The 20,838-nt window shown below is 67.6% G+C and carries 17 protein-coding genes; 7 read left to right on the top strand and 10 right to left on the bottom strand.

All coding sequences use genetic code 11. The annotated features are described in order from the left end of the window. Nucleotides 1-95 precede the first annotated feature (95 nt). From ABLE91_RS01550 to ABLE91_RS01540, 3 genes are read left to right on the top strand one after another with little or no spacing between them, the layout of a single operon-like run. Nucleotides 96-557: a (2Fe-2S)-binding protein gene (locus tag ABLE91_RS01550; protein ID WP_348927778.1), complete on the top strand. Its 462-nt coding sequence runs from the start codon at nucleotides 96-98 to the stop codon at nucleotides 555-557. Nucleotides 558-560: 3 nt separating this feature from the next. Continuing rightward, nucleotides 561-2,744, top strand: coding sequence for a xanthine dehydrogenase family protein molybdopterin-binding subunit (locus ABLE91_RS01545; protein WP_348927777.1), 2,184 nt, complete (start codon nucleotides 561-563; stop codon nucleotides 2,742-2,744). Continuing rightward, the gene (locus tag ABLE91_RS01540) at nucleotides 2,744-3,358 is read left to right on the top strand and encodes an Isoquinoline 1-oxidoreductase subunit (RefSeq protein WP_348927776.1); all 615 of its coding nucleotides are present in this window, start codon (nucleotides 2,744-2,746) and stop codon (nucleotides 3,356-3,358) included. Before ABLE91_RS01545 ends, ABLE91_RS01540 begins: the two co-directional genes overlap by 1 nt. A gap of 230 nt (nucleotides 3,359-3,588) precedes the next feature. Here ABLE91_RS01540 and ABLE91_RS01535 read toward each other — a convergent pair whose 3' ends face one another. From ABLE91_RS01535 to ABLE91_RS01515, 5 genes are read right to left on the bottom strand one after another with little or no spacing between them, the layout of a single operon-like run. Further along, entirely contained in the window at nucleotides 3,589-4,896 is a 1,308-nt protein-coding gene (locus ABLE91_RS01535; protein ID WP_348927774.1) for a carbohydrate porin, read from the bottom strand. Further along, nucleotides 4,896-6,527: a GMC oxidoreductase gene (locus ABLE91_RS01530; RefSeq protein ID WP_348927773.1), complete on the bottom strand. Its 1,632-nt coding sequence runs from the start codon at nucleotides 6,525-6,527 to the stop codon at nucleotides 4,896-4,898. Before ABLE91_RS01530 ends, ABLE91_RS01535 begins: the two co-directional genes overlap by 1 nt. Further along, nucleotides 6,520-6,879, bottom strand: a complete 360-nt coding sequence (locus ABLE91_RS01525; RefSeq protein WP_348927771.1) for a hypothetical protein — start codon at nucleotides 6,877-6,879, stop codon at nucleotides 6,520-6,522. The genes ABLE91_RS01530 and ABLE91_RS01525 overlap by 8 nt, the downstream gene beginning before the upstream one ends. Nucleotides 6,880-6,889: 10 nt before the next feature. After that, entirely contained in the window at nucleotides 6,890-8,293 is a 1,404-nt protein-coding gene (locus ABLE91_RS01520) for a sugar porter family MFS transporter (RefSeq protein WP_348927770.1), read from the bottom strand. A 47-nt stretch (nucleotides 8,294-8,340) separates the two neighbouring features. Further along, the gene (locus ABLE91_RS01515) at nucleotides 8,341-9,672 is read right to left on the bottom strand and encodes a DegT/DnrJ/EryC1/StrS family aminotransferase (protein WP_348927768.1); all 1,332 of its coding nucleotides are present in this window, start codon (nucleotides 9,670-9,672) and stop codon (nucleotides 8,341-8,343) included. Between the two features lie 132 nt (nucleotides 9,673-9,804). On the opposite strand from ABLE91_RS01515, the gene ABLE91_RS01510 reads away from it, so the two are divergent. Then, complete coding sequence (locus tag ABLE91_RS01510) at nucleotides 9,805-11,127, top strand: sugar porter family MFS transporter (protein WP_348927767.1); 1,323 nt, start codon at nucleotides 9,805-9,807, stop codon at nucleotides 11,125-11,127. 19 nt (nucleotides 11,128-11,146) lie between these two features. On the opposite strand, the gene ABLE91_RS01505 is transcribed toward ABLE91_RS01510, so the two are convergent. The 5 genes from ABLE91_RS01505 to ABLE91_RS01485 are packed head-to-tail and all read right to left on the bottom strand — an operon-like array spanning nucleotide 11,147 to nucleotide 17,254. Next, complete coding sequence (locus ABLE91_RS01505; RefSeq protein WP_348927765.1) at nucleotides 11,147-12,448, bottom strand: four-carbon acid sugar kinase family protein; 1,302 nt, start codon at nucleotides 12,446-12,448, stop codon at nucleotides 11,147-11,149. 7 nt (nucleotides 12,449-12,455) lie between these two features. Continuing rightward, a complete protein-coding gene (locus tag ABLE91_RS01500; RefSeq protein WP_348927763.1) occupies nucleotides 12,456-13,730 on the bottom strand; it encodes a ribulose-bisphosphate carboxylase large subunit family protein in 1,275 nt (424 codons plus the stop codon). Nucleotides 13,731-13,737: 7 nt separating this feature from the next. After that, nucleotides 13,738-14,277, bottom strand: a complete 540-nt coding sequence (locus ABLE91_RS01495) for a VOC family protein (RefSeq protein ID WP_348927762.1) — start codon at nucleotides 14,275-14,277, stop codon at nucleotides 13,738-13,740. A 32-nt stretch (nucleotides 14,278-14,309) separates the two neighbouring features. Then, a complete protein-coding gene (locus ABLE91_RS01490) occupies nucleotides 14,310-16,196 on the bottom strand; it encodes a TRAP transporter large permease (protein WP_510181894.1) in 1,887 nt (628 codons plus the stop codon). A gap of 41 nt (nucleotides 16,197-16,237) precedes the next feature. After that, complete coding sequence (locus tag ABLE91_RS01485) at nucleotides 16,238-17,254, bottom strand: TRAP transporter substrate-binding protein (RefSeq protein WP_348927760.1); 1,017 nt, start codon at nucleotides 17,252-17,254, stop codon at nucleotides 16,238-16,240. 102 nt (nucleotides 17,255-17,356) lie between these two features. On the opposite strand from ABLE91_RS01485, the gene ABLE91_RS01480 reads away from it, so the two are divergent. From ABLE91_RS01480 to ABLE91_RS01470, 3 genes are all read left to right on the top strand, one after another. Continuing rightward, on the top strand, nucleotides 17,357-18,427 hold the full coding sequence (locus ABLE91_RS01480; RefSeq protein ID WP_348927758.1) for a LacI family DNA-binding transcriptional regulator: 1,071 nt from the start codon (nucleotides 17,357-17,359) through the stop codon (nucleotides 18,425-18,427). A 247-nt stretch (nucleotides 18,428-18,674) separates the two neighbouring features. Continuing rightward, on the top strand, nucleotides 18,675-19,475 hold the full coding sequence (locus ABLE91_RS01475; protein ID WP_348927756.1) for a PRC-barrel domain-containing protein: 801 nt from the start codon (nucleotides 18,675-18,677) through the stop codon (nucleotides 19,473-19,475). Between the two features lie 32 nt (nucleotides 19,476-19,507). Continuing rightward, nucleotides 19,508-20,821, top strand: a complete 1,314-nt coding sequence (locus ABLE91_RS01470; RefSeq protein ID WP_348927755.1) for an MFS transporter — start codon at nucleotides 19,508-19,510, stop codon at nucleotides 20,819-20,821. Nucleotides 20,822-20,838 lie beyond the last annotated feature (17 nt).

Genomic DNA, 20,838 nt, shown 5'->3' with positions numbered 1-20,838 from the left:
CCTAAGTCCGTTTTGTCAGATCAGGCACAAAAGATCGACCCTCCTTCAACGCGCGCGGGCACCAATGCTGTTCCAAAGCCACCCGCGAGGCAGCCATGGCCTACACACTCAAAGTCAATGGAACGACGCACAGCGTCGATGTGGATGATGACACGCCCCTCCTGTGGGCGCTCCGAGACAATATCGGCCTCACCGGCACCAAGTTCGGCTGCGGCGTCGCGCAATGCGGCGCCTGCACGGTGCATGTGGACGGCCAGCCGCTGCGCTCCTGCGTGACGCCGGTTTCGGCCCTGGAGGGCCGCGAGATCACCACCATCGAGGCCATCGCCGGCAAGGAAGCCGAGGCCGTGCAGACGGCCTGGATCAGCATGGATGTGCCCCAATGCGGCTACTGTCAGTCCGGCCAGGTGATGACCGCGGTCGCCCTGCTGAAGGAGAACCGCAAGCCCAGCGACCGCGACATCGACCTCGCCATGAACGGCAATATCTGTCGATGCGCCACCTATGCCCGCATCCGCGCCGCGATCCATAGCGCCGCGCACACGCTGGAGGGCTGAGCCATGACCGCGCATGACACCACTCTCTCCCGCCGTGCGATGCTCCGGGGCGCCGGCGCGCTCATCATCGGCCTGCATCTGCCGCTGGCAGCCAGGGCGCAGTCCGGGGCGGCCGCGGCCTTCCGGGGCGGCAGCGCGCCTGAGGTCTTCGCACCCAACGCCTTCGTGCGCGTGGCGCCCGACGACACCGTGACCGTGCTGGTGAAGCACATCGAATTCGGCCAGGGCCCCTTCACCGGGCTGTCCACTCTGGTGGCCGAGGAGATGGATGCCGACTGGGCGCAGATGCGCGCCGAGCACGCACCGGCCGACGTGAAGCTCTATGCCAACCTCGCCTTCGGCGTGCAGGGCACCGGCGGCTCCACCGCCATCGCCAATTCCTACGAGCAGATGCGCAAGGCCGGCGCCACGGCGCGGGCCATGCTGGTTCAGGCGGCGGCGCAGGCGTGGAACGTGCCGGTCGGCGAAATCGTCGTGGAGAAGGGCGTCATCTCCCATGCGTCCGGCAAAAAGGGGCGTTTCGGCCAGTTCGCCGAGGCGGCCTCGAAGCTGCCCGCACCTGAAAACGTCCCCCTGAAGGACCCTTCCGCCTTTCGCCTGATCGGCAAGGAGGGGGCGGTGAAGCGTCTCGACAGCGCCGCCAAGTCGAAGGGCCAGGCCCAGTTCACCATCGACATCCGCAAGCCGGACATGCTGACGGTGGTGGTCGCCCGCCCGCCGCGCTTCGGCGCCAAGATGGCGAGCTTCGATGCGGCGGAGACGCTCAAGGTCAGGGGCGTGGTTGATGTGAAGCCCATCGGCTCCGGCGTCGCGATCTATGCCAACGGCATGTGGCCGGCCCTGAAGGGCCGCGAGGCGCTGAAGGTGACCTGGGACGAGAGCGCCGCCGAGAAGCGGGGCAGCCGCGAGCTGATCGCCGAATATCGCGCGCTCGCCCGCACTCCCGGCACCGTCGCCGGAACTCATGGCGATGCGCCCGGCATACTGGCCAAGGCCGACCGGGTGGTGGAGGCGGAGTTCGTCTTCCCCTATCTCGCCCACGCGCCCATGGAGCCGCTGGACGGCTATCTGGAATGGGACGGCCAGCAGGCGCTCGCCCGCTTCGGCAGCCAGTTCCAGACCACCGAGCACCAGACCATCGCGGGCATCCTCGGCCTGCCGCTGGAGAAGGTGAAGCTTGAAACCATGCTGGCGGGCGGCTCGTTCGGCCGGCGCGCGCAGGTGAGCCAGCATCTGGCCGCCGAGATGGCCATGGCCGCCAAGGCCATCGGTCCGAACCGCCCGGTGAAGGTGGTGTGGACCCGCGAGGACGACCTCACCGGCGGCTATTACCGCCCGCTTTTCGTGCACCGCATGCGCGGCGCCATCCAGAACGGGAAGATCGCGGCCTGGAGCAGCAGCATCGTCGGCCAGTCCTTCTTCCTCGGCACCCCGTTCGAGGCGATGGTGGTGAAGGACGGCATCGACGCCACCATGGTGGAAGGGGCGAACGAGCTGCCCTACGACGTCTCCGACTTCCACTGCGAGGTGCATGTGGCCAAGGTGGGTGTGCCCACTTTGTGGTGGCGCTCCGTGGGCCACACGCACACCGCCTATGCGGTGGAATGCTTCGTGGACGAGCTGCTTCAGGCGGCGGGGCAGGACCCTGTCGCCGGGCGGCTGGCCATGATGGGCAAGGAGCCCCGCGCGGCCGGCGCGCTCAAAGCGGTGGCCGCGCTTGCCAAATGGAACGGGCCGGGGCCGGTGGACGGCCGGGCGCGCGGGGTCGCGGTGGCGGAGAGCTTCGGCTCGTTCGTCGCGCAGATCGCCGAGGTTTCCATGGGGGCGGACAATGAGCCGAGAGTGCACAAGGTCTGGTGCGCGGTGGATTGCGGCGTGGCGGTCAATCCCGACATCATCCGCGCCCAGATGGAAGGCGGCATCGGCTTCGGTCTCGGCCACGCGCTCTATGGCGAGGTGACCCTTGACGGGGGCCGCCCGGTGCAGACCAATTTCGACACGTACCGCTCGCTGCGCATCAACGAGATGCCGCAGGTGGAGGTGGTGATCATCCCCTCCACGGAGAAGCCCACCGGCGTCGGCGAGCCGGGCGTGCCGCCCATCGGCCCGGCGGTGGCGAACGCTTTGGCGCGGCTCGGCCATCCTAGGCCGCGCCAATTGCCCATGGTGGGCGGGAGCGTGTCGTGATGCGGCCCCTGCTTCTTGCGACCGCCGCCGCGCTGGCCGTTGGTCTCGGCAGCGCGGCGGTCACCTTCGCCCAGTCGCAGACGGCGGGCACGCCGCTGCGGGATGTGGCGAGCTTCTCCCGCATCTCCGACCCGCAGGCGCGCTCCGTCGCTTTGTTCGGCGAGATCGGCAAGGTGCTGGAGCATCCGCGCTGCATGAACTGCCACCCCGCGAGCGACCGCCCGCGGCAGACCGATGCCCGGCGTCCGCACCAGCCCCTGGTGGTGCGGGGGCCGGACGGCCACGGCGCGCCGGGCCTCCAGTGCGCCACCTGCCACGGGGCGCAGAATTACGACCCGGCGCGGGTGCCCGGCAACCCGCACTGGGCGCTCGCGCCCGCCTCCATGGCCTGGGAGGGCAAGTCGCTCGGCCAGATCTGCGCGCAGCTGAAGGACCCCGCCCGCAACGGCAACCGGGATCTGGCGGCGCTGGTGAAGCACGTCACCACGGATTCGCTGGTGCTGTGGGGTTGGGATCCCGGCGAGGGGCGCGAGCCCGCGCCCGGCACCAATGCCCAGTTCGGCGCGCTGGTGCAGGCGTGGGTGGACACAGGGGCAGCCTGCCCGCCCTCGTGAGGGCGGGCAGGCCCTCCGCCCGTGCGCCATGCTCCCTCTCCCCGAGGGGGAGAGGGTTGGGGTGAGGGGGAACCACCCTCTCCAATCCTGACCGGCCGGAGCCCCCTCACCCGCCGCCTGCGGCGTCGACCTCTCCCCTCGGGGAGAGGTAAAATCAGCCGTCTCAATGAGGGGGTGAATATTGCGATGCTCCCCTTCCCGGATGGAGAAGGGGCAGGGGATGAAATGCGCTAGAAATTGACCACGGTCTTCAGGCCGATAACCCCAACATCGGCCGCGCTCGATACGCCGCCTGGATTGAAGATGTACTGAAAGTTCGGCCGCACATCGAGGCCGGCGCAGACGTGGATATTGTAATAGGTCTCGATCACATATTCGGACGTGTTCTGCACCACGACCGAGCCGGGATTCACGGCGTTCTGCAAGGCTTCGGTCGCCACATAATTGCCGTTCAGCTGCGTGCGGCCGAAGGCGAGGGCAACGACATCGCGGGGCCGCTCGTTGAACGGGCCGGTATATTGGAAGCCGACGGCCACCTGATTGTCGGTCTGCGAGGTTCTCGTGTCCGTCTGGGTGATGTTGAGGAACACGCTGAGGCCGCGCACCGGATCGTCCGCCACCGGCTGGTAGACCTGCTGCTGGAGGTGGACGCTGAAGCCGTAGCGGCCCTGCACCAGCATCGGCGAGCCGCCGAACAGGCCCAGGGGCGCGCCGAAGCTGTTGTAATAGACGTCGTCGGCCGAGGACGTGTCGTACCACACGGTGGCCGTATAGCTCCCGGCCATGCCCCACAAGGTGGGCTTCCAGCCGACCTCGGCCGGGATCAGCACGCCGGTGGTGTCCGAGAAGCCCATGTAGAAGCCGTTATTCTCGGCATTCCTCGGGTCGACCTGATAGGCGCCGATCTGGAAATAGCTGTCCGGCTTGCCGAAGCGCACGCGCGTGCCCCACTGGCTGACCGGCCAGTTGAACCAGTAATTGCCCACGAGGTTACCCGGGGTCGCGCCGCAGAAGGTCAGGTTCTGGAAGTCGCAGGAGAAGCCGGCGAAATCCTCGCCGAGGGTCATCCGGCCGCCCTTCCAGGACAGCGCATCGTCGAAGAACTTCTGCTCGTACCAGAAATCCACCAGCCGCCAGATATTGCCGCGCCCGTAGACCTCCTGGACCAGTTGCAGGGTGTTCAGCCCCGCCGCATCCACGAGGTTGGAGCCGTTGCGGTTGGTCACCGTGAACTGGACCGTCGCGCCGGGGATCGCCAGGATCTTCTCAAGATCGAGGGTGGCGCCCAGCATGAGCTGGCCGGCACCGTTAAAATATTGTCCCGTCCCGCCGCTCGTATTGCCCGCGGCTTCCTCGGTATAGCCCGCCTGGAACTGGTAGCCCTTCTGCGCGAGCTGGGTGCGCAACCCGCCCCAATCCCCCGTGAGCTGGTTGGCGTCCTGCGCCTGCGCACGATCGGCGCCGAGAGCGCCGATCGTGGCCGTGAGGAGGAGCGAGGAGAGAAAGGCAGCTTTCGAAGAAGGGTCCAAACGGGGCATTACGCTGCCTGGAGTTGGCCTTGGGAGGCGCGCGCGACGATGTGCCGGCCCAGCCGGTGCGACAGGGCCATGATGGTCAGCGTGAGATGCTTGTCGGGCAAAGTGGGGATGACGCCGCCGTCGCAGATGTACAGGTTCTCGATGTCGTGGCTGCGCAGGTCGCCATCCACCACGCCCGAAGCGGGATCGCGCGAGAGGGCGGTCGTGCCGGCATAGTGGATGCCGGTGCCGCTATTGTCCCACGTCTCGTAGATGGAGGTGGCGGAGGCTTTGCGCAGCACGCGGCGGCCCCATTTGGCCATGGCCTCGATCATCTCGCGCGCGCTCGCCGACATGGTGAAGTCGATCTCCACCTGGGGCACGCCGAAGCGGTCGAGATTGGTGCCGGGGCGCACGCGGTTCTTCGGGTTGGGATCGCCCGCGCAGAACAGGCCGAGCGTCACGTAGCTGTGGAACATCAGCCGGGCGAGCTGCTGCTTCGCGAAGGGCGGGAAGGGCGCGAGGCCGGCAAGATAATGCGGCACATCCGGAATGCCGTGGATGGCATGCCCGATGAAGGGGAAGCTCTCGCCATTGGGCATCCGCTCCTGCGCCATCAGGATCAGCAGGTCGCCATAGCCGATGTCGTAATTGCGCCGCTTGCCCCACAGCTTCCACAGCGAGGTGGAGAGGACGGACTTGGGATTGTCCTGCAGGCGCAGGCCCACCTGGCCGTGGCGGTTGGCAAGGCCCGCGGGATCTTCTTCCGTAGCGGAATTGAACAGGATGCGGGGCGTCTCCACGGCGCCCGTGGCAAGCACCACGATGGAGGCCTTGAGGAGATGGTGCTCGCCAGTCGCGGTGTCGATATATTCGACGGCCTCGATCTTCTGCTGGCCGGGCGCGCGGATGAGCTTGGCCACCTTGGCGTTGGTCCGCAGCTCGTAGTTCGGCAGTCCTTCGATTTCCGGCAGGAGGCGCGCCGAGAATTTATAGACCGAGCCGACGGGGCAGCCGGAGGTGCAGATGCCGGTGGAGATGCAGCTCGTCGCCATGCCGCCGCGGGTATTGATCGCCTTGCGGTTGGGGATGGCGAAGGCCCGCTGCTCGCCCAGCCCCTTCACGGCGTCCACGATCATCTGGTCCGCGGGCCGCAGGGGCTTCGGCGGGATGAAGTCCCCGTCCGGCAGGTCCGGGATGTTTTCCGAGGTGCCGCAGACGGTGATGCGCTTCTCCACCGCCGAATAGTGCGGCGCGAGGTCGTCATAGCTGAGCGGCCAGGGGCCGAGATCGCTCGGCGAGAAGCGGACGCTGACCCCGTTCCACAGGTTCTGCAGGCCGTTGACCGCATAGACCTGATACTGCTTGAAGCCGTCGGGATGGCGGTTCGCGGAGGCGGTGGAGGCGTCCGCGAAGAGGCTGTGCACGAACAGGCTGTCGTGCGGGTCGCTCGGCCACGTGCTCGTGGCGCGCAGGCCGAAATCGCGGATGGAGCCGGGCGGATCCACCGTCTTGAAATGGTCTGCCGCGATGTGGCCCCCCTGTTCCAGGGAAACCACCTTCAGTCCCGCCTTGGCGAGTTCGTAAGCGAGGATGCCGCCGCCGGCGCCGGTCCCCACCACGCAGACATCGAAGGAGCCGGTATCAGCCACGGACTTGCCCCAGCGGCCATTCACCGACGGAGGTGAGGAAAGCGGGGGAGGCGAACGCGACATATTCGAGGAAGGCGGAGATCGCGGCCTCCTCTACGCCCGGGCGCTGCCAGAAGCTCCGCGCCGGAGCAGGCGTGCGCGCCAGCGTCTCGAGGGCGGCGCGGATCTGGTTGGTGCCGAAGGCGACCCGCTCCACCTCGGCGGTGATGGGCTCCAGCATGGCGCGGTACGGGCTCTTCGCGATCCGCGCGCGCAGCACGGCGCCGGCGCGCGGATCGATGTCCGGCCGCGCCGCCGGTCCGGCGGCCTCGGTCAAGCTTGGGGCCTCGGAAACGGAAACGGCCAGCGACATGGGCCTCTCCTTAGGACTTGCGCGCGGCCAGCGCGGGGCCGGCGGGCGGAACGGCTGAGGTCTTGCCTTTCCCGAGCGACCGGAAGGGCTTTCCGGACTTCAGGTGCTCCTCGATCTCTTCGAGCGAGGCGCCGCTGGTCTCGGGGGCGTAGAACCACGTGAAGGCGATGCCGATGAGGCAGGCCACGGCGTAGATGCCGAACACGCCGCTGAGGCCGAGCGAGGTGACGAGGGTGGGGAAGGAGAAGACCACCAGGAAGTTCATGCCCCAGTTGGCGACGGAGGCGACGCTCATGCCCAGGGCCCGCACCTTCAGCGGGAAGATCTCGGACATCATCACCCAGGGCAGCGGCCCGATGCTCGCCGCGAAGGCGCCGATATAGATGACGAGGCTGATGATCGAGACCACGTCGAGCCAGGGCAGGTCCGTGGCCGCGCCGATGGCGATCATGCCCAGGCTGAGGGCGGTTCCGATGAAGCCGATGAACAAAAGCGGCCGGCGGCCGATGCGGTCGATGAGCGACATGCCCACGAAGGTCATCAGCACGTTGACGACGCCGATGCCCGCAGTCGCCAGAAGCTGCGTCGAGTGGGAATCGAAGCCGGATTCCTTGAACACCGTCGGTGCGAAATAGATCACGGCATTGATGCCGCTGAGCTGCTGGAGGATGAACAGGCCGACGCCCACGATCAGCGCGGGACGGACCGTCGGGCCGAGGAGATCGGACCAGCTGGCCTTTTCAACGGGCCCTTCTGCGGCCCGCTGGATCGCCACCAGTTCGCTTTCCACCTCGGGGGAGGTGGGGGCGATGCCGCGGACCTTGGCGATGGCCGCGCGGGCCTCGGCCAGCAAGCCCTTCGAGGCGAGCCAGCGCGGCGTGTCGGACATGGTGAAGATGCCGACCGCCAGAGCGAGGCCCGGGATGGCACCCAGCACGAACATGATGCGCCAGGATTCGGAGAAGATGTAGCCGACGAGATAGGCGCCGAGGATGCCCAGCGTGATGGCGAGCTGATAGACCGAAACCAGCATGCCGCGCTTTTCGGCCGGCGCATTCTCGGAGATGTACAAAGGCGCGACGATGGCCGCGATGCCGATAGCAAAGCCGAGCACCAGCCGCGCGAGCGCCAGGACGATGGCTCCCGTTGCCAGCGAGGCGAGCACGGCGCCGATGACGAACAGGCCGCCGGCGATCAGCAGCGAGCGGCGGCGGCCGAGGGATTCGGCGATCCGTCCGGCCACCAGCGATCCGAACAGGGCGCCGAAGGGAACCGCCGAGGTGACGACCCCTTCCATGACGGGATCGATGCCGAACTGGTGACGCAGCGCGGCGAGGGCGCCGGCGATGACGCCTTCGTCGAAGCCGAACAGGAAGCCCGCCATTCCGGCGATGGCTGCAACCAGATAAATCATCGCCCCGTCCCCCTCTATTCACCGTCCGAGCCTGCCGAGCGGCAATCTCAGGCGAGCACGACCCGAGCGACTTTCCGGAATGCGGTCACGATGTCGTCCACGTCGGCATCGGTCAGGCTCGAGGCGACGGCGAGGAGCGCGCTGCGCGTATGCAGGTCGTCGCACGCCGGCAGCGCGCCGAAGCTGTAGTCGTAGGCTTCCGCGAAGGCGTTCGCCGGATGGGTCCAGGGCATCCCGTCCCGGCTGTTGGAGCGCTTGTGCACGAGGCTCGGGATATTGGAATACCAGTGAAGGCCCCATTCCCGCATGGTGATGCAGGTGAGGCTGCCCGGCTGGCCGGTGATGCCTTCGGCGCGCACCGCCTCAACGAAGCGCTTGCAGGTGGCCTCGTCCGCGAAGGTGGTGATCATGAACGGGCTGGTGTCGCCCGACGGATCGAGAATGGTGCGGAAGCCGAGGCCGGGAATATCGGCCAGCGCGTTGCGGATGCGCCACTTGGCGCTGTTCATGGCGCCGGTGATCAGCGGGAGCTTGCGCATCTGCGCCAGCACCATGGCGCCGGACAGTTCCGACATGCGCGCGCCGATGCCCCAGAGCTGGCAATTCTCGTCGGAGGTGTCGAGGCGCCCCGCCTCGTTGCGGGCATAGCCGAGATCGTGCAGCGCGACGATGCGCTTGAAGATGTCGTCGTCCTCGCAGACGATCATGCCGCCGTCGCCGGAGGTGATATTCTTGTTCAGCTGGAAGCTGAAGATGCCGATATCGCCGAAGCGGCCCACTGCGCGGCCGTTCTGGCTGGCGCCGGCGGCCTGGGCGCAATCCTCGATGAGGCCGAGGCCGTTCTCCCGGCAGATTTCCGCGATCTCGGCGATCCGCCCCGGGGCGCCGCTCATGTGCACGCACAGCACCGCGCGGCTGTGCGGGCCGATCTTGCGGCGCAGGTCGTCAGGGTCGATGCAGAAGGTCTCGTCGATATCGACAAGGCGCGGGATGGCGCCGGAGCGCACCACGGCCGAGACGCAGCTGACCCAGAGATAGCCGGGAACGAAGACCTCGTCGCCGGGGCCGACGCCCAGCGCCCACATGGCGATGGACAGAGCTGCGGTGCCGGACGAGACGCCGAGGGCGTGGCGATGACCGAAGGTCTCGCACCATTCCTTCTCAAGCGTCTCCACCATGTGCTGGGGATCGGGGCCGTAGAAGCGGAAGGGGCTGCGGGCGCGCACGACCCGGTCGACGAGCTCACGCTCTTCTTCGCCGATCCAGTTTGCGCCGGGCAATTCCCACGGCAGCGGCGTCGTCCTGACCGGGGTGCCCCCCTCGATCGCGAGGCGATTGGCCCATTCCTGATCACGCGCGGAAGCGCCCGATACCGTCATGCTAGCCCCCCAGTCGATGCAGGCACCCAGCCGCACACTTTATCTTTGGCCGTATAGAGTTCCTCTTTAACTTATGCAATAAGATTTTGCGTTCGCCTTGCCAGCAATGGAACGCGATACGGGATTATCAATATGTCCGCTGTATACCGTGTCGTAATTCTGGTAACGAGCTTCGGAATACTTTTTGGTTTCAGTACAGCCAGCATCGCCGGCGTTCTGGACAAAGTTATACGCACTCTCTCGATGAGCACTTTTGAATCGGAGGTGCTTGTAACCGCGCTTGTGGCGGGAAGCTTTATCGGCGCCGTTATTGCCGGAATCCTGTCCGGGCGGCTGGGCCGGCGCAAGACGCTTTTCATTGCTGTTGCGGTCGCTGCGCCAGGCTTTGCCCTCATGCTGTTCGTGCCGGCCTATACGCCCCTCATCGGCGCGCGCCTTCTGGTTGGTCTCGCCGTTGGCCTGTCCTCCATGGTGGTGCCGATGTATGCGGCCGAGGCGACGCCCTCCCGCCATCGCGGGGCGGTGGTGTCGATCTTCCAGCTCGCGGTCACCGCTGGCATCATGCTGGCCTATGGGGTGGCGTTCGCCTTCTCCGATGCGCGGTGGGAGCTGATCCTGGGAAGCGGCCTTGCGATCGTGCTTTTGTGCACGGTCAGCATCTTCCTGCTGCCGGAAAGCCCGCGATGGCTCCTCGCCCAGGGCGACAGCGACGCGGCGGCCCGGGCGGCGAAGGACCTGGGGCTGCTCCAGGAATTGTCGCTCGTCACCGAGCGTCCCTCATCGGCGCGCGGCTTCGACTGGAGCGCCATCCGCCGGGGCAGCACCGTGGCCGTGCTGGTGCTCTGCGCCGCCCTGTTCGTGCTCCAGAACCTGAGCGGCATCGACGGCATCCTCTATTACGCGCCGACCATCTTCCAGGAGCTCGGCTTCTCCGCGGGTTCGGCCGCGCTGGCGGCGACCTTCGGCCTCGGCATCGCCAATTTTCTCGCCACGCTTGTTGCGCTGAACCTCGTGGACCGCGCCGGCCGGCGCCCGCTCCTCATCGGAGGGTCTGTCGCCATGGTGCTGGGGCTGGGGATCACGGTCGCCGCCACGCTGCTCGATCACCCGTGGCTCGGGCTGGCGGGGCTGTGCATCTACATCGTCTCCTTCGCGCTCAGCCTCGGGCCGCTGCCCTATGTGCTGATGTCGGAGCTGTTCCCCACCGCCATCCGCGAGCAGGGCATCGCCGTCGCCTCCGCCACAAGCTGGCTGTTCAACGGCCTGATCGCGCTGACCTTCCTCAGCCTCGTGGAAGGCGCCGGCCTGACCGGCGCCATGGGCCTGTTCATGGCGGTCTGCGTGCTCTCCACGGTGGTTGCCATATTCTTCGTGCCCGAGACCCGCGCCGTGAGCCTGGAAACCATCGAATCCAACGTGGTGAGGGGCAAGTCCCTCCGATGGCTCGGCATCTGAGGCGGGGACGCCCCGGGCTTCAGGCGGCCGGTGCGGACCGAGCCGCAGACGCCTTCGTGAAGACGTCCGGCGGGCCCATCTGGCCGCCTTTCAGGATGATGTCGAGGCCGTCGAGCCGCGGGTCGTCGCTGTGCGCCCGGCAGAGGGGCGCGCCAGGGACGAAGGGCGCGCGATAGGACAGGCCCCAGATGTCGAGGGACTTCACCGCGAGCGTCGAGGTGTCCCCGCCCGCCACCACCAGCCGGGCAATGCGCGCCTCGGTCATGATGGCGCGCAGCAGCAGGCCGGTCGCGGTGGCGACACGTCCCGTCTCCGCCAGCACGCCGGTGGGACGGTCGGTGATCAGCATCACATTCCCCTCGGCCAGATGCTGGAGCGCTTCCCGCTGCAGCGTCGCCGCATAAGTGCAGTCGTCGAGCAGGCGGCGCGGATCGATGGCGATCCTGGCATAGCCCGACGCCGCCTCCACCTGGGCGCGCGTGACCGGCGAGAGGCTGCCCACCAGCGCGAGGGTCGCCCCCTCGCGCCGGTCTGAAGGGGCGAGAGCCGAAGTGGCAGATTTGCCGCCCCGTGAACCTGCGAACATCTGGGCGACCGAACTCGGGCCGACGACGAGCATGGGGCCGGCACCCGCCTGCGCGCGGACGAGATCGCCGATGGCCGCGATATCGGCGGCGCGGGAGACGTCGAACAGGACCGCATCCGGCTGCGACGCGAGGCTATCGGCGAGGGTCGTGTCCGCCGTGCCGGTCTCGTAGCTGCGATAATCCACCAGCGCGACGCGCTTCAGCCCCTGCGCCGCCAGATGCCACCTCAGATCGGCCTCCGCCATGGGCGTCACCGGATGAATGCTCATGGTGGGGTGGCGGTCGATCCGGTAGACCGTGCCGCCGCTTCCGGCTGCGGCGAACAAATTGCCGAAGAGGCAGTAGCGGCCCAGATTCGGCTGGCCGCCGACGATCGGCAGGAGCGGGTTGGGGAAATGCGGCTTCAGCGCCCGCACCGCCGCGCCGATGCTGCCCACATGGGGGGCGCTGTCGAAGGTCGAGCAGCATTTATAGTGCAGGATGTTGACGCGGAGCCCGGCGAAGAAACGGCCGGCGGCCTCCAACTCGGCGGCCATGGCCTCGGGCGCCATGGCGCGGGTCGCGCCTGCTATGCCGAGGGCATCGAGGGGGCGGGCCGCCGACAACTGCGCCAGGGTCGGCATGCGCAGGAAGAGCAGGGCGCGCAGGCCCTGCTCGGCCAGCGTCGCCAGCGTGTCGGTCGCGCCGGTGAAATCGTCGCCGTACCAGCCATACTTCAGAGCGGGGGGCGCCATGGTTCGCTTATCCTGAGGGTGTGCCGAAGAAGTCCAACGCCTGGCGCAGCTCGGGCCAGCGGGCGGCGGCCTCCGCCAGCGGCTCGCCTGCCGCGACTGCGCCCCAGGCCTGCCGGATGCTGGCGACGCCCGCCGCCGGGCCGCCGGGATGGGCGAGGATGCCGCCGCCCGCCATGAACAGCAGGTCGGCATGCCCGATGGCGTCCCAGGTGGGCTGCGCCGTGCCGGCCCATTGGCCGGAGGAGAAAGCGGGGAGCACGCGGTCGTCGGCCCCGTCGGTCAGCGGGGTCACGCAGTCGCGGGCGGAGGACACCACCTCTTCGTCGTCCTGCGCGAATTTTCCCTGCAGGCCGTGGACATGCATGTGATCCACGCCGGCGAGCCGCCAGAGCACCTGATAGGCCTGGAAGGAGATGCCGAGCAGCGGATGGCGCGAGAATGCGCCATAGCCGTTGCGGTGGCCGTGCAACGCAAGGTCGGTGGAGCGGCGCAGGGTCTCGATGGCCGAGAAGCCGCACCAGTTCAGGCTCGCCATCACGCACGTGCCGCCCTCGCGCGCCACGAGGTCGGCGTGGCGGCGCATGGCATCGGTCTCGTCGGTGATGTTGAAGGCCATCATCACCGCCTTGCCGGTGCGGTCCTGGTGGCGGCGGATGGCCGCCATGACCGCCGGGATGCGCTCCGCCAGTGGGGCATGGACCGGATCGGCGGAAATCTCGTCGTCCTTGATGAAATCGAGCCCGGCTTCGCACAGGCTGGTCACGAGCGCTGCGGTCTCCTGCGCGCTCAGGCCCACATTAGGCTTGATGATGGAGCCGACCATGGGGCCATTGGCGACGCCGGTGAGGCGCCGCGTGCCTGAGATGCCTTGGGCGGGCAGGGGAAAGCGCTGCCGGAACGACCAGGGCAGGGTGATGGTGTCGAGCCTGAGGCCCGTGACCTCGCCGAGATCGTAGAGGTTGCCGGCGACGGTGGCGGCGAGGGTCGCGAGGTTCGCGCCCACATTGTCCACGGGGAACGAGATCGCCACTTTTGCCCGCCGCCAGGGGCCCGCGGCGCCCTTCCGCGCGAGCCAGGCATTGGGCAGGCTCGGCGCCGCGGCGGCCTCCAATTCCTCCACGCGCGTGACGACGGCGCGCGCCCGGGCGCGCAGGTCGTCGGTCTCGCCATGGACGCGGGTAAAGGTGCCGCAGGACTGCTCGCCCGCCATCACCTCCGCGACCTTTGCGGGATCGAGCGGGGTCTCGATGAGGTAGGTCGCCTCGAAGCGCTCGCCGGACATGGCCGTCTCAGAGCGTGCTGAGATCGGGGAAGGGGCGCACCGGGTCGCGGCCGTCCCAGGTCTCGGACGCCTCGCGGATCATGCGGAACATCTCGCCCTTGGGGCCGGCCACCTCGGAAAGCTCGATCACCGTGCCGGGGTGATAATGGGTGTCGAAATAGACGAAGCGCCCGCGCTCGCCCACTTCCCCGCTCATCACCGACTTGAAGCCCTGGGCGGTCAGGCGTTCGAGATCGTCGTCATAGGTGTCGGTCCAATAGGCCACGTGCTGGAGGCCGGTATGGCCGGCCTGCGTGAAATCGCGATACATGGACGGCACGTCGTTGCGGCACTGGATCAGCTCCACCTGGAGCGGTCCGGAATTGGCCAGCGCCACCGAATTGTGCGGCTCGTAAGCCTCGCCCTTGTAGCGGTAGTTCTTGATGGGCACCTTCGGATTGTAGAAGAACGGCCCGACCCCGAGGACGCGGCTCCAATAGTCCATCGCCGCCTCGATGTCGGGGACGACATAGCCGGCCTGTCGGATCTGGCCAAAGAAACGGCTCATGTTGGGATGCCTCTTCTACGCAATATCGGGTGTCAGATTTTCAGGAAGCCGATGGAGATCCACGGCACGGCGGCGACGACGACGAGGCCGATGAGGAGCGCCAGCACGTAGCCCCAGATGTATTTGAGGCCCTCGTCCGGATTGATCTTGCTGATGGCGCAGGCGCCGTAATAGCCGACCCCGAAGGGCGGTGAGAAAAGCCCGATGCCCATGGCGAAGATCACCACCATGGAATAGTGCACCTCGTGCACGCCCACCTGCTTGGCGATGGGGAACAGGAGCGGGCCGAACAGCACGATGGCCGGGATGCCCTCCAGCACGCTGCCGAGGATGACGAAGGCGACGATGGAGATGGCGAGGAAGCCCCAGGTGCCGCCGGGAACGTTCGCCATGATCTGGGCGAGATCCTGCGAGAAGCCGGACTGGGTCAGCCCCCAGGCCATGGCCGTGGCGCAGCCGACGATGAAGATGATGGCGCCGGTGAGCGAGGCGGTGTCGACCAGCATGCGCGGCAGCCGGCGCCAGTCGAACTGCCGGTAGAGCAGCAGGCCCGCGGCGATGGAATAGGCGATGCCGATGGTGGAGACCTCGGTGGCGGTGGCGATGCCCTCCACCACCGCGGCGCGGATGACGAAGGGCAGCGCGATGGCCGGCAGCGCGATCACCGCCAGTTTGGCGATCTCACGCTTCGACACCCGCGCCACTTGGCTCAAATCCTCGCCGCGATAACGCCACCAGACCACGAAGCAGAGCGCGATGCCGAGCACCACCGCCGGCAGCATGCCGCCGGTGAACAGCGCGGCGATGGAGACCCCGGTGACCGAGCCTATGGTGATCAGCACGATGGAGGGCGGGATGGTCTCGGTCTGCGCGCCGGTGGCCGAGAGCAGGGCGACAAGGTCGCCGGGCTTGGCGCCGCGCTTTTGCATTTCGGGAAACAGCACCGGAGCGATGGCCGCCATGTCGGCGATCTTCGAGCCGGAAATGCCGGAGACGAGATACATGGCTCCGATCAGCACATAGGACAGCCCGCCGCGCACATGGCCGAGCAGGCTCGCGAGGAACTGGATCATGGCGCGCGCCATGCCGGTCATCTCGATGAGCGCGCCGAGGAAGATGAACAGCGGCACGGCAAGCAGGATGAGATGGCTCATGCCCTCGTCGAGCCGGCCGACCATGACGAGCATGGGGGTGGAGGTGGTGAGCGAGAGATAGCCGAAGGTGGCGAGCGCGAAGGAGAAGGCGATGGGCACGCCGCCGAACACGTTCACGGCCACGAGGCCGACGAAGAAGATGACGAGGTTCGCCTTGCCGAGCGGCTTCAGGACCGGGCCGGCGAGCCAGAACAGCAGCACGAGGAGCCCGGTGATGGCGAGCGCGAGCAGCACCGGCTTCAGCGCGCCGAAACGCAGCAGGCGGAAGGTGGCCGCCAGCAGCATGAGGCAGAGGCCCACCGGGATCGCCGCCGCGCGCCAGGTGTTCACGATCTCCAGCGCCGGGGTGACGATGTAGATCTCCTCCTCGGCATATTCCATGGCATGGGGCAGCAGCAGGAGGAGGAAGGCGATGGAGGCGGTGATGGCCATCGCTTCCAGCAGCACCCGCGCCTGCGGCCCCACGCGGGTGACGAGGCCCGTCATGCGCATGTGCTCGCCCCGCCGCAGCGCCACCACGGAACCGAGCATGGAGAGCCACAGGAACAGGATCGAGGCCAGCTCGTCGGACCACACCAGCGGCGCGTGGAAGACATAGCGCGCGGTGACGCCCGCCCCGAGGATGAAGATCTCCACAACGACCAGCAAGGCAGCGATCATCTCCACCGTGCCGCCGAGGACGCGGTCGACGCGGTCGGCGAGGCGGGCGATACCGGTCGCAGGCGCGAGCGCCTGCGCGGGCATGGCTGCGGCATGGCCGTCCATGAGGGGTTCCTTCACTGCTGGTCCTTCCGAGGTGGGGCGGCTCAGGCGAGCTTGCCGACCGTGCCTTCTAGAAGGCTCCAGGCCTCCGCGCCAAAGCGCTCCTGCCATTCCTTGTAGAAACCGGATTCGCGCAGCTTGGCGCGGAAGCTTTCGGGATTGGTCTTGTTGAAGGCGAGGCCCTTCGATTCCAGATCCTTCTGCACCGTGGCGTTGAGCGCCTTGATGTCCTCGCGCTGCTTCACGCCGGCATCGTTGATGGCATCGGCGACGATCTTCTGGAGATCGGGCGGCAGAGCGCGCCAGGCGCGGCCATTGGCGATGAACCAGAAGCCGTCCCAGATGTGGTTGCTCACCGCGCAGCTCTTCTGCACCTCATAGAGCTTGGCCACCTGGATGATGGGCAGCGGGTTTTCCTGCGCGTCCACCACCTTGGTCTGCAGGGCGGTGTAGACCTCGCTGAACTGCAGGCTCGCGGGGGCGGCGTCCAGCGCCTTGAACATGGAGATGGAGAGCGGGCTCACGGGCACGCGGATCTTCAGATTTGCCATGTCCTTCGCGGTTTCGATGGGCCGGCCGCTGGTGGTCATCTGGCGGAAGCCGTTGTCCCACATCTTCTCGAAGGCGTAGAGGTTCACCTTGGAGATGGCCTCGCGCACATGGGCGCCCACCTTGCCGTCCATGGCCTTCCAGACCTGATCGTAATCGGTGAAGGCGAAGCCCACCGCATTGATGGCGGCCACCGGCACCAGGGTCGCGATCACCAGGGCGGACGGCGTGAAGAAGGTGATGCCGCCATTGCGCACCTGGCTCAGCATGTCGGTGTCGCCGCCGAGCTGGTTGTTCGGGAAGATCTTGATCTCGACCCGGCCGTTGGTCTCGGCCTTGACCCGGTCGGCAGCTTCCTGGGCGCGCACGTTGAGCGGGTGGCTGAGCGGCAGGTTGTTGCCGTATTTCAGCTCGAACTCGGCGGCGCGGGCCACATAAGGCATGCCCACCAGCGCGACGGCGGGCGCGGCCGCAAGGGTGCGCAGCACGGTGCGGCGCGTCAGACCAGTCATCGTTACCTCCCACAAAGCTGTTCTTTCTTGAGGAAAGGATAGAAATCGCGGATGAGGTCGGTCAAACTCAAATACTGATGGTTTTTGATGGGATCTGAGGGAATGTTCGGGCCGCCCGGGGACAAGGACACCGACGCTCTGCCGCCGCGCCGGCAGATGGCGACCATCGCCGATGTGGCGCGCCTTGCCGGCGTCTCTACGGCGACGGTGGACCGTGTCCTGAACCAGCGGCCGGGGGTGCGCGCCGTCACGGTGCAGCGCGTGGTCAAGGCAGCGGGAGACCTCGGCTATGTCCTCGATCCGGCCGTTCCCACGTCCGCCCTGAAGCCGCAGCGGCTCGCTTTCCTGCTGCCGGCCGGCAGCAACCGGTTCCTGACCATGCTGGGGCAGATCATCGCCGGCTCGCCGAACCAGTTCGCCGCGTTCAACATGCGGGCGCGTGTCGATTACATCGAAAGCTTCAGGCCGGAGCTGCTGGCGCAGGAGCTGCGGCGGGTGGGGCGCGACGTGGACGGCGTGGTCTTTATGGCGCTGGAGCATCCGACCGTGCGCGAGGCGGTGGACTGGCTGTGGGATCGCGGCGTGCCGGCGGTCACGCTGATCTCCGACATCGCCAATACCCGCCGCGTCGCCTATGTGGGCCTCGACAACCGCTCGGCCGGCCGCACCGCGGGCTATCTCATCGCCCGTTTCATCGGCGCGCGCCCGGCCAAAGTGGCGATGATCGCCGGGAGCCTCGCCTATCGCGCCCACGAGGAGCGCGAGATGGGCTTCCTGCATCTGTTCGAGGAGCTTTTCCCCGCCATCGAGGTGGTGGGCCTAAGGGAAGGCCGGGACGAGGAGGCGCGCAATTACCGGCAGACCAAGATGCTGCTGGCCCGGCATCCAGACCTTGCGGGCATCTACAATATTGGCGGCGGGCCGGAAGGCATCGCGCGGGCGCTCAAGGAGGCCGGGCGCCAGCACGACGTGGTCTTCGTGGGCCACGGTTTGACGCCGGACACGCGCGCGCTTCTGATCGAGGGGGCGATGGACGCGGTCATCAACCAGAACCCGCAGGGCGCCTTGATGGATTGCATCTCCATCTTCGCGAACCTGCGCGCCGGGCTGTCCCCCCTGGAAGGCACGACGCGGCCCAGAACCGAGATCATCCTGCGCGAGAACCTGCCCTGAGCATTGGCAGGTCAGGTTCCTTCAAGCTCCGCGACATCACGAACGGCACCGTCCACGGCCCGTTCCAGAGGCGCCCGTCTTCCTGGCAGCGGACTTTTACCGCCGCCAGGGTGATGCCCCATTTCGGTGCTAAATCGATTTGCGGTCCTTTGGTGCTCCTGCACCTCGTCGTGCCCACTGCGAGAAAGTCGTGTGCTGCATGGAAACCGACGAGCAACTCCCTCCCTCAGACATCCGGAGTCCAGGCATGCGGGTCGATGACGCCGAGCGGCAGGGATTATGGCGGTCGATGCCGTCCCGTATCTCATCCACCGCCCGGAGGCTGGCCGGCGGGTTCGCCATACTGGTTGCCGTCACGCCGGGCGGCCTCCGCGCGGAGACGCGGCAGTACGTCCAGCAGGCGCAGTTGCAGCCGCTCCAATCCCCGCAGCCGACGCCCGGCGCTCCAGCCCAAAGCCCTCCGGCACAGGACGCGCCGGCCCAGAATGCCCCCGTCCAGGAGCCTCCTCCGCAGGGGGCGCCTGCCCAGCCCTCACCGCCGCAACCTGCGCCGCCCCAAAGCACTCAGGCCCCGCCTGCCGGCCGGCCCGCGGGCACCGAGACGCCAGCGGTGATCATCGAAAGCAGCCTCGCCGGAACCCTGCTCGGCAAGCCCGTGCAGAGCGTGAACGGTGATGATATGGGCCGCATCGTCGATATCGTGATCGATCGTGGCGGCGTGATCCGCGCGGCCATCATCGACTTCGGCGGCTTTCTCGGCGTGGGCACGCGCAAGATCGCCGTCGACTGGCGCGTGCTGCATTTCTCCAAGGGCGCCAGCATGGAGACAATCGTCGCCGAGCTCTCGCGCGACCAGCTCAGGACGGCGCCGGTGTACAAGCCGGGCGAGTCGGTGGTCATCGTCGGCCGCGCGGATGCCGCCCCTGCCGCTGCCGTGGCCCCGCAACCCGCTGCACCATTACCGGCCGGGCCGTCTGCCCAGGCGCCGGCGGTTCCGGCCGCATCGCCCCCGCCCTCCGCGCAAGGTGCGCCGGCGGAGAAACCCTGACCCTGAGGAACGACGGAGAGAGCAGACCCGGCATGGCAGACCGGAAAGCCGAGCAACGCGATCGGCACGATCAGGTCGACGAGGCACGGGAGCCCGAGCAGCGCCCGGCCGATCCGCCCATGCAAGCCCCTGTCGAAGGGCCGGAGCCACAGCCCATCTCCGCACGCAGCCGGCGCGGGCTGGACTGGCTGGTCTTCTTCGTCGCCGATATCCAGACGGGCTTCGGCCCCTTCGTCGCCGTCTTCCTGACCACGCAGAAATGGACGCAGGTCGATATCGGCCTCGTGCTCACCATCGGTGGCCTCGTGAGCCTTGTCGGGCAAATCCCGCTCGGCGCGCTCCTCGATCGCGTCCGGTCGGTACGGGCAGCGGCGGCCGTCTCGCTTGTGGTGATCGCCGTCTCAGCCTTCGCGTTCGCGGCGTGGCCGCTGTTTCCGGTGGTGCTCGCCTCCCGCGTGTTCCACGCAGCCGCCAGTTGCGTGCTTGGCCTCGCGCTCGTCTCGCTCAGCGTGCGCCTCGCCCGGGCGGGGCACATCAGCGAGCGTCTCGGGCGCAACGCAGCCTTTGCCTCCGCCGGCACCGGGATCGCCGCAGCTGTCATGGGCGCGGCGGGCTATTATCTTTCAAGCCACGCGGTGTTTTTTCTCGCCGCCGCACTTGTGCTGCCGGCGCTCTTCGCGCTCTCCAGCATCCGGCCGGAGGAGATTTCGGCCTCCGCCATTGCCGCCGCCCCGCGGGAAGGCGACGGCAATCTCATCGCCGGCGTTTTCACGCTCGCCCGCAACCGGCCGCTCGTCATCTTCGCCTTGTGCGTGATGCTGTTCCATCTGGCCAATGCCGCCATGCTTCCGCTTGCCGCGAGCATGCTGACCATGCGCTCGAGCGAGGCGGCAACCGTGATGGTCGCGGCCGCGATGGTCGTGCCGCAGTTCACCGTGACCGTGCTGTCGCCCTTTGTCGGCCGGTTCGCCCAGCGTTGGGGACGCCGCCCGCTGCTGCTCCTCGGCTTCGGCGCGCTGTTCGTGCGCGGCGTGCTCTTTGCGATGGTGACCGATCCCGAGATCCTGGTGATGATCCAGATCCTCGACGGCATATCGGCGGCGGTCCTCGGGGTTCTCGTGCCGCTGATCATCGTCGATGTCGCCCAAGCCAGCGGGCACTTCAACCTGGCCCAGGGCACGATCGGCTGCGCCATGGGCATCGGCGCCGCCATCAGCACGACGCTTGCCGGGTTCGCCGCCGATAATTTCGGCAGCTACGCTGCATTCGAAATGCTCGCCGCCATTGCCGGCGTGGGCTTTCTCACCGTTCTCCTCGTCATGCCCGAGACGCGCTCGCGGGCATAGCTGATCGCCCGCCTTCG

Origin of the sequence: Aquabacter albus, assembly GCF_040049275.1 — a bacterium.
Classification (GTDB): domain Bacteria; phylum Pseudomonadota; class Alphaproteobacteria; order Rhizobiales; family Xanthobacteraceae; genus Aquabacter.
The sequence above is the reverse complement of the archived record's forward strand: the minus strand, read 5'-3'. Positions and strand labels throughout refer to the sequence as shown.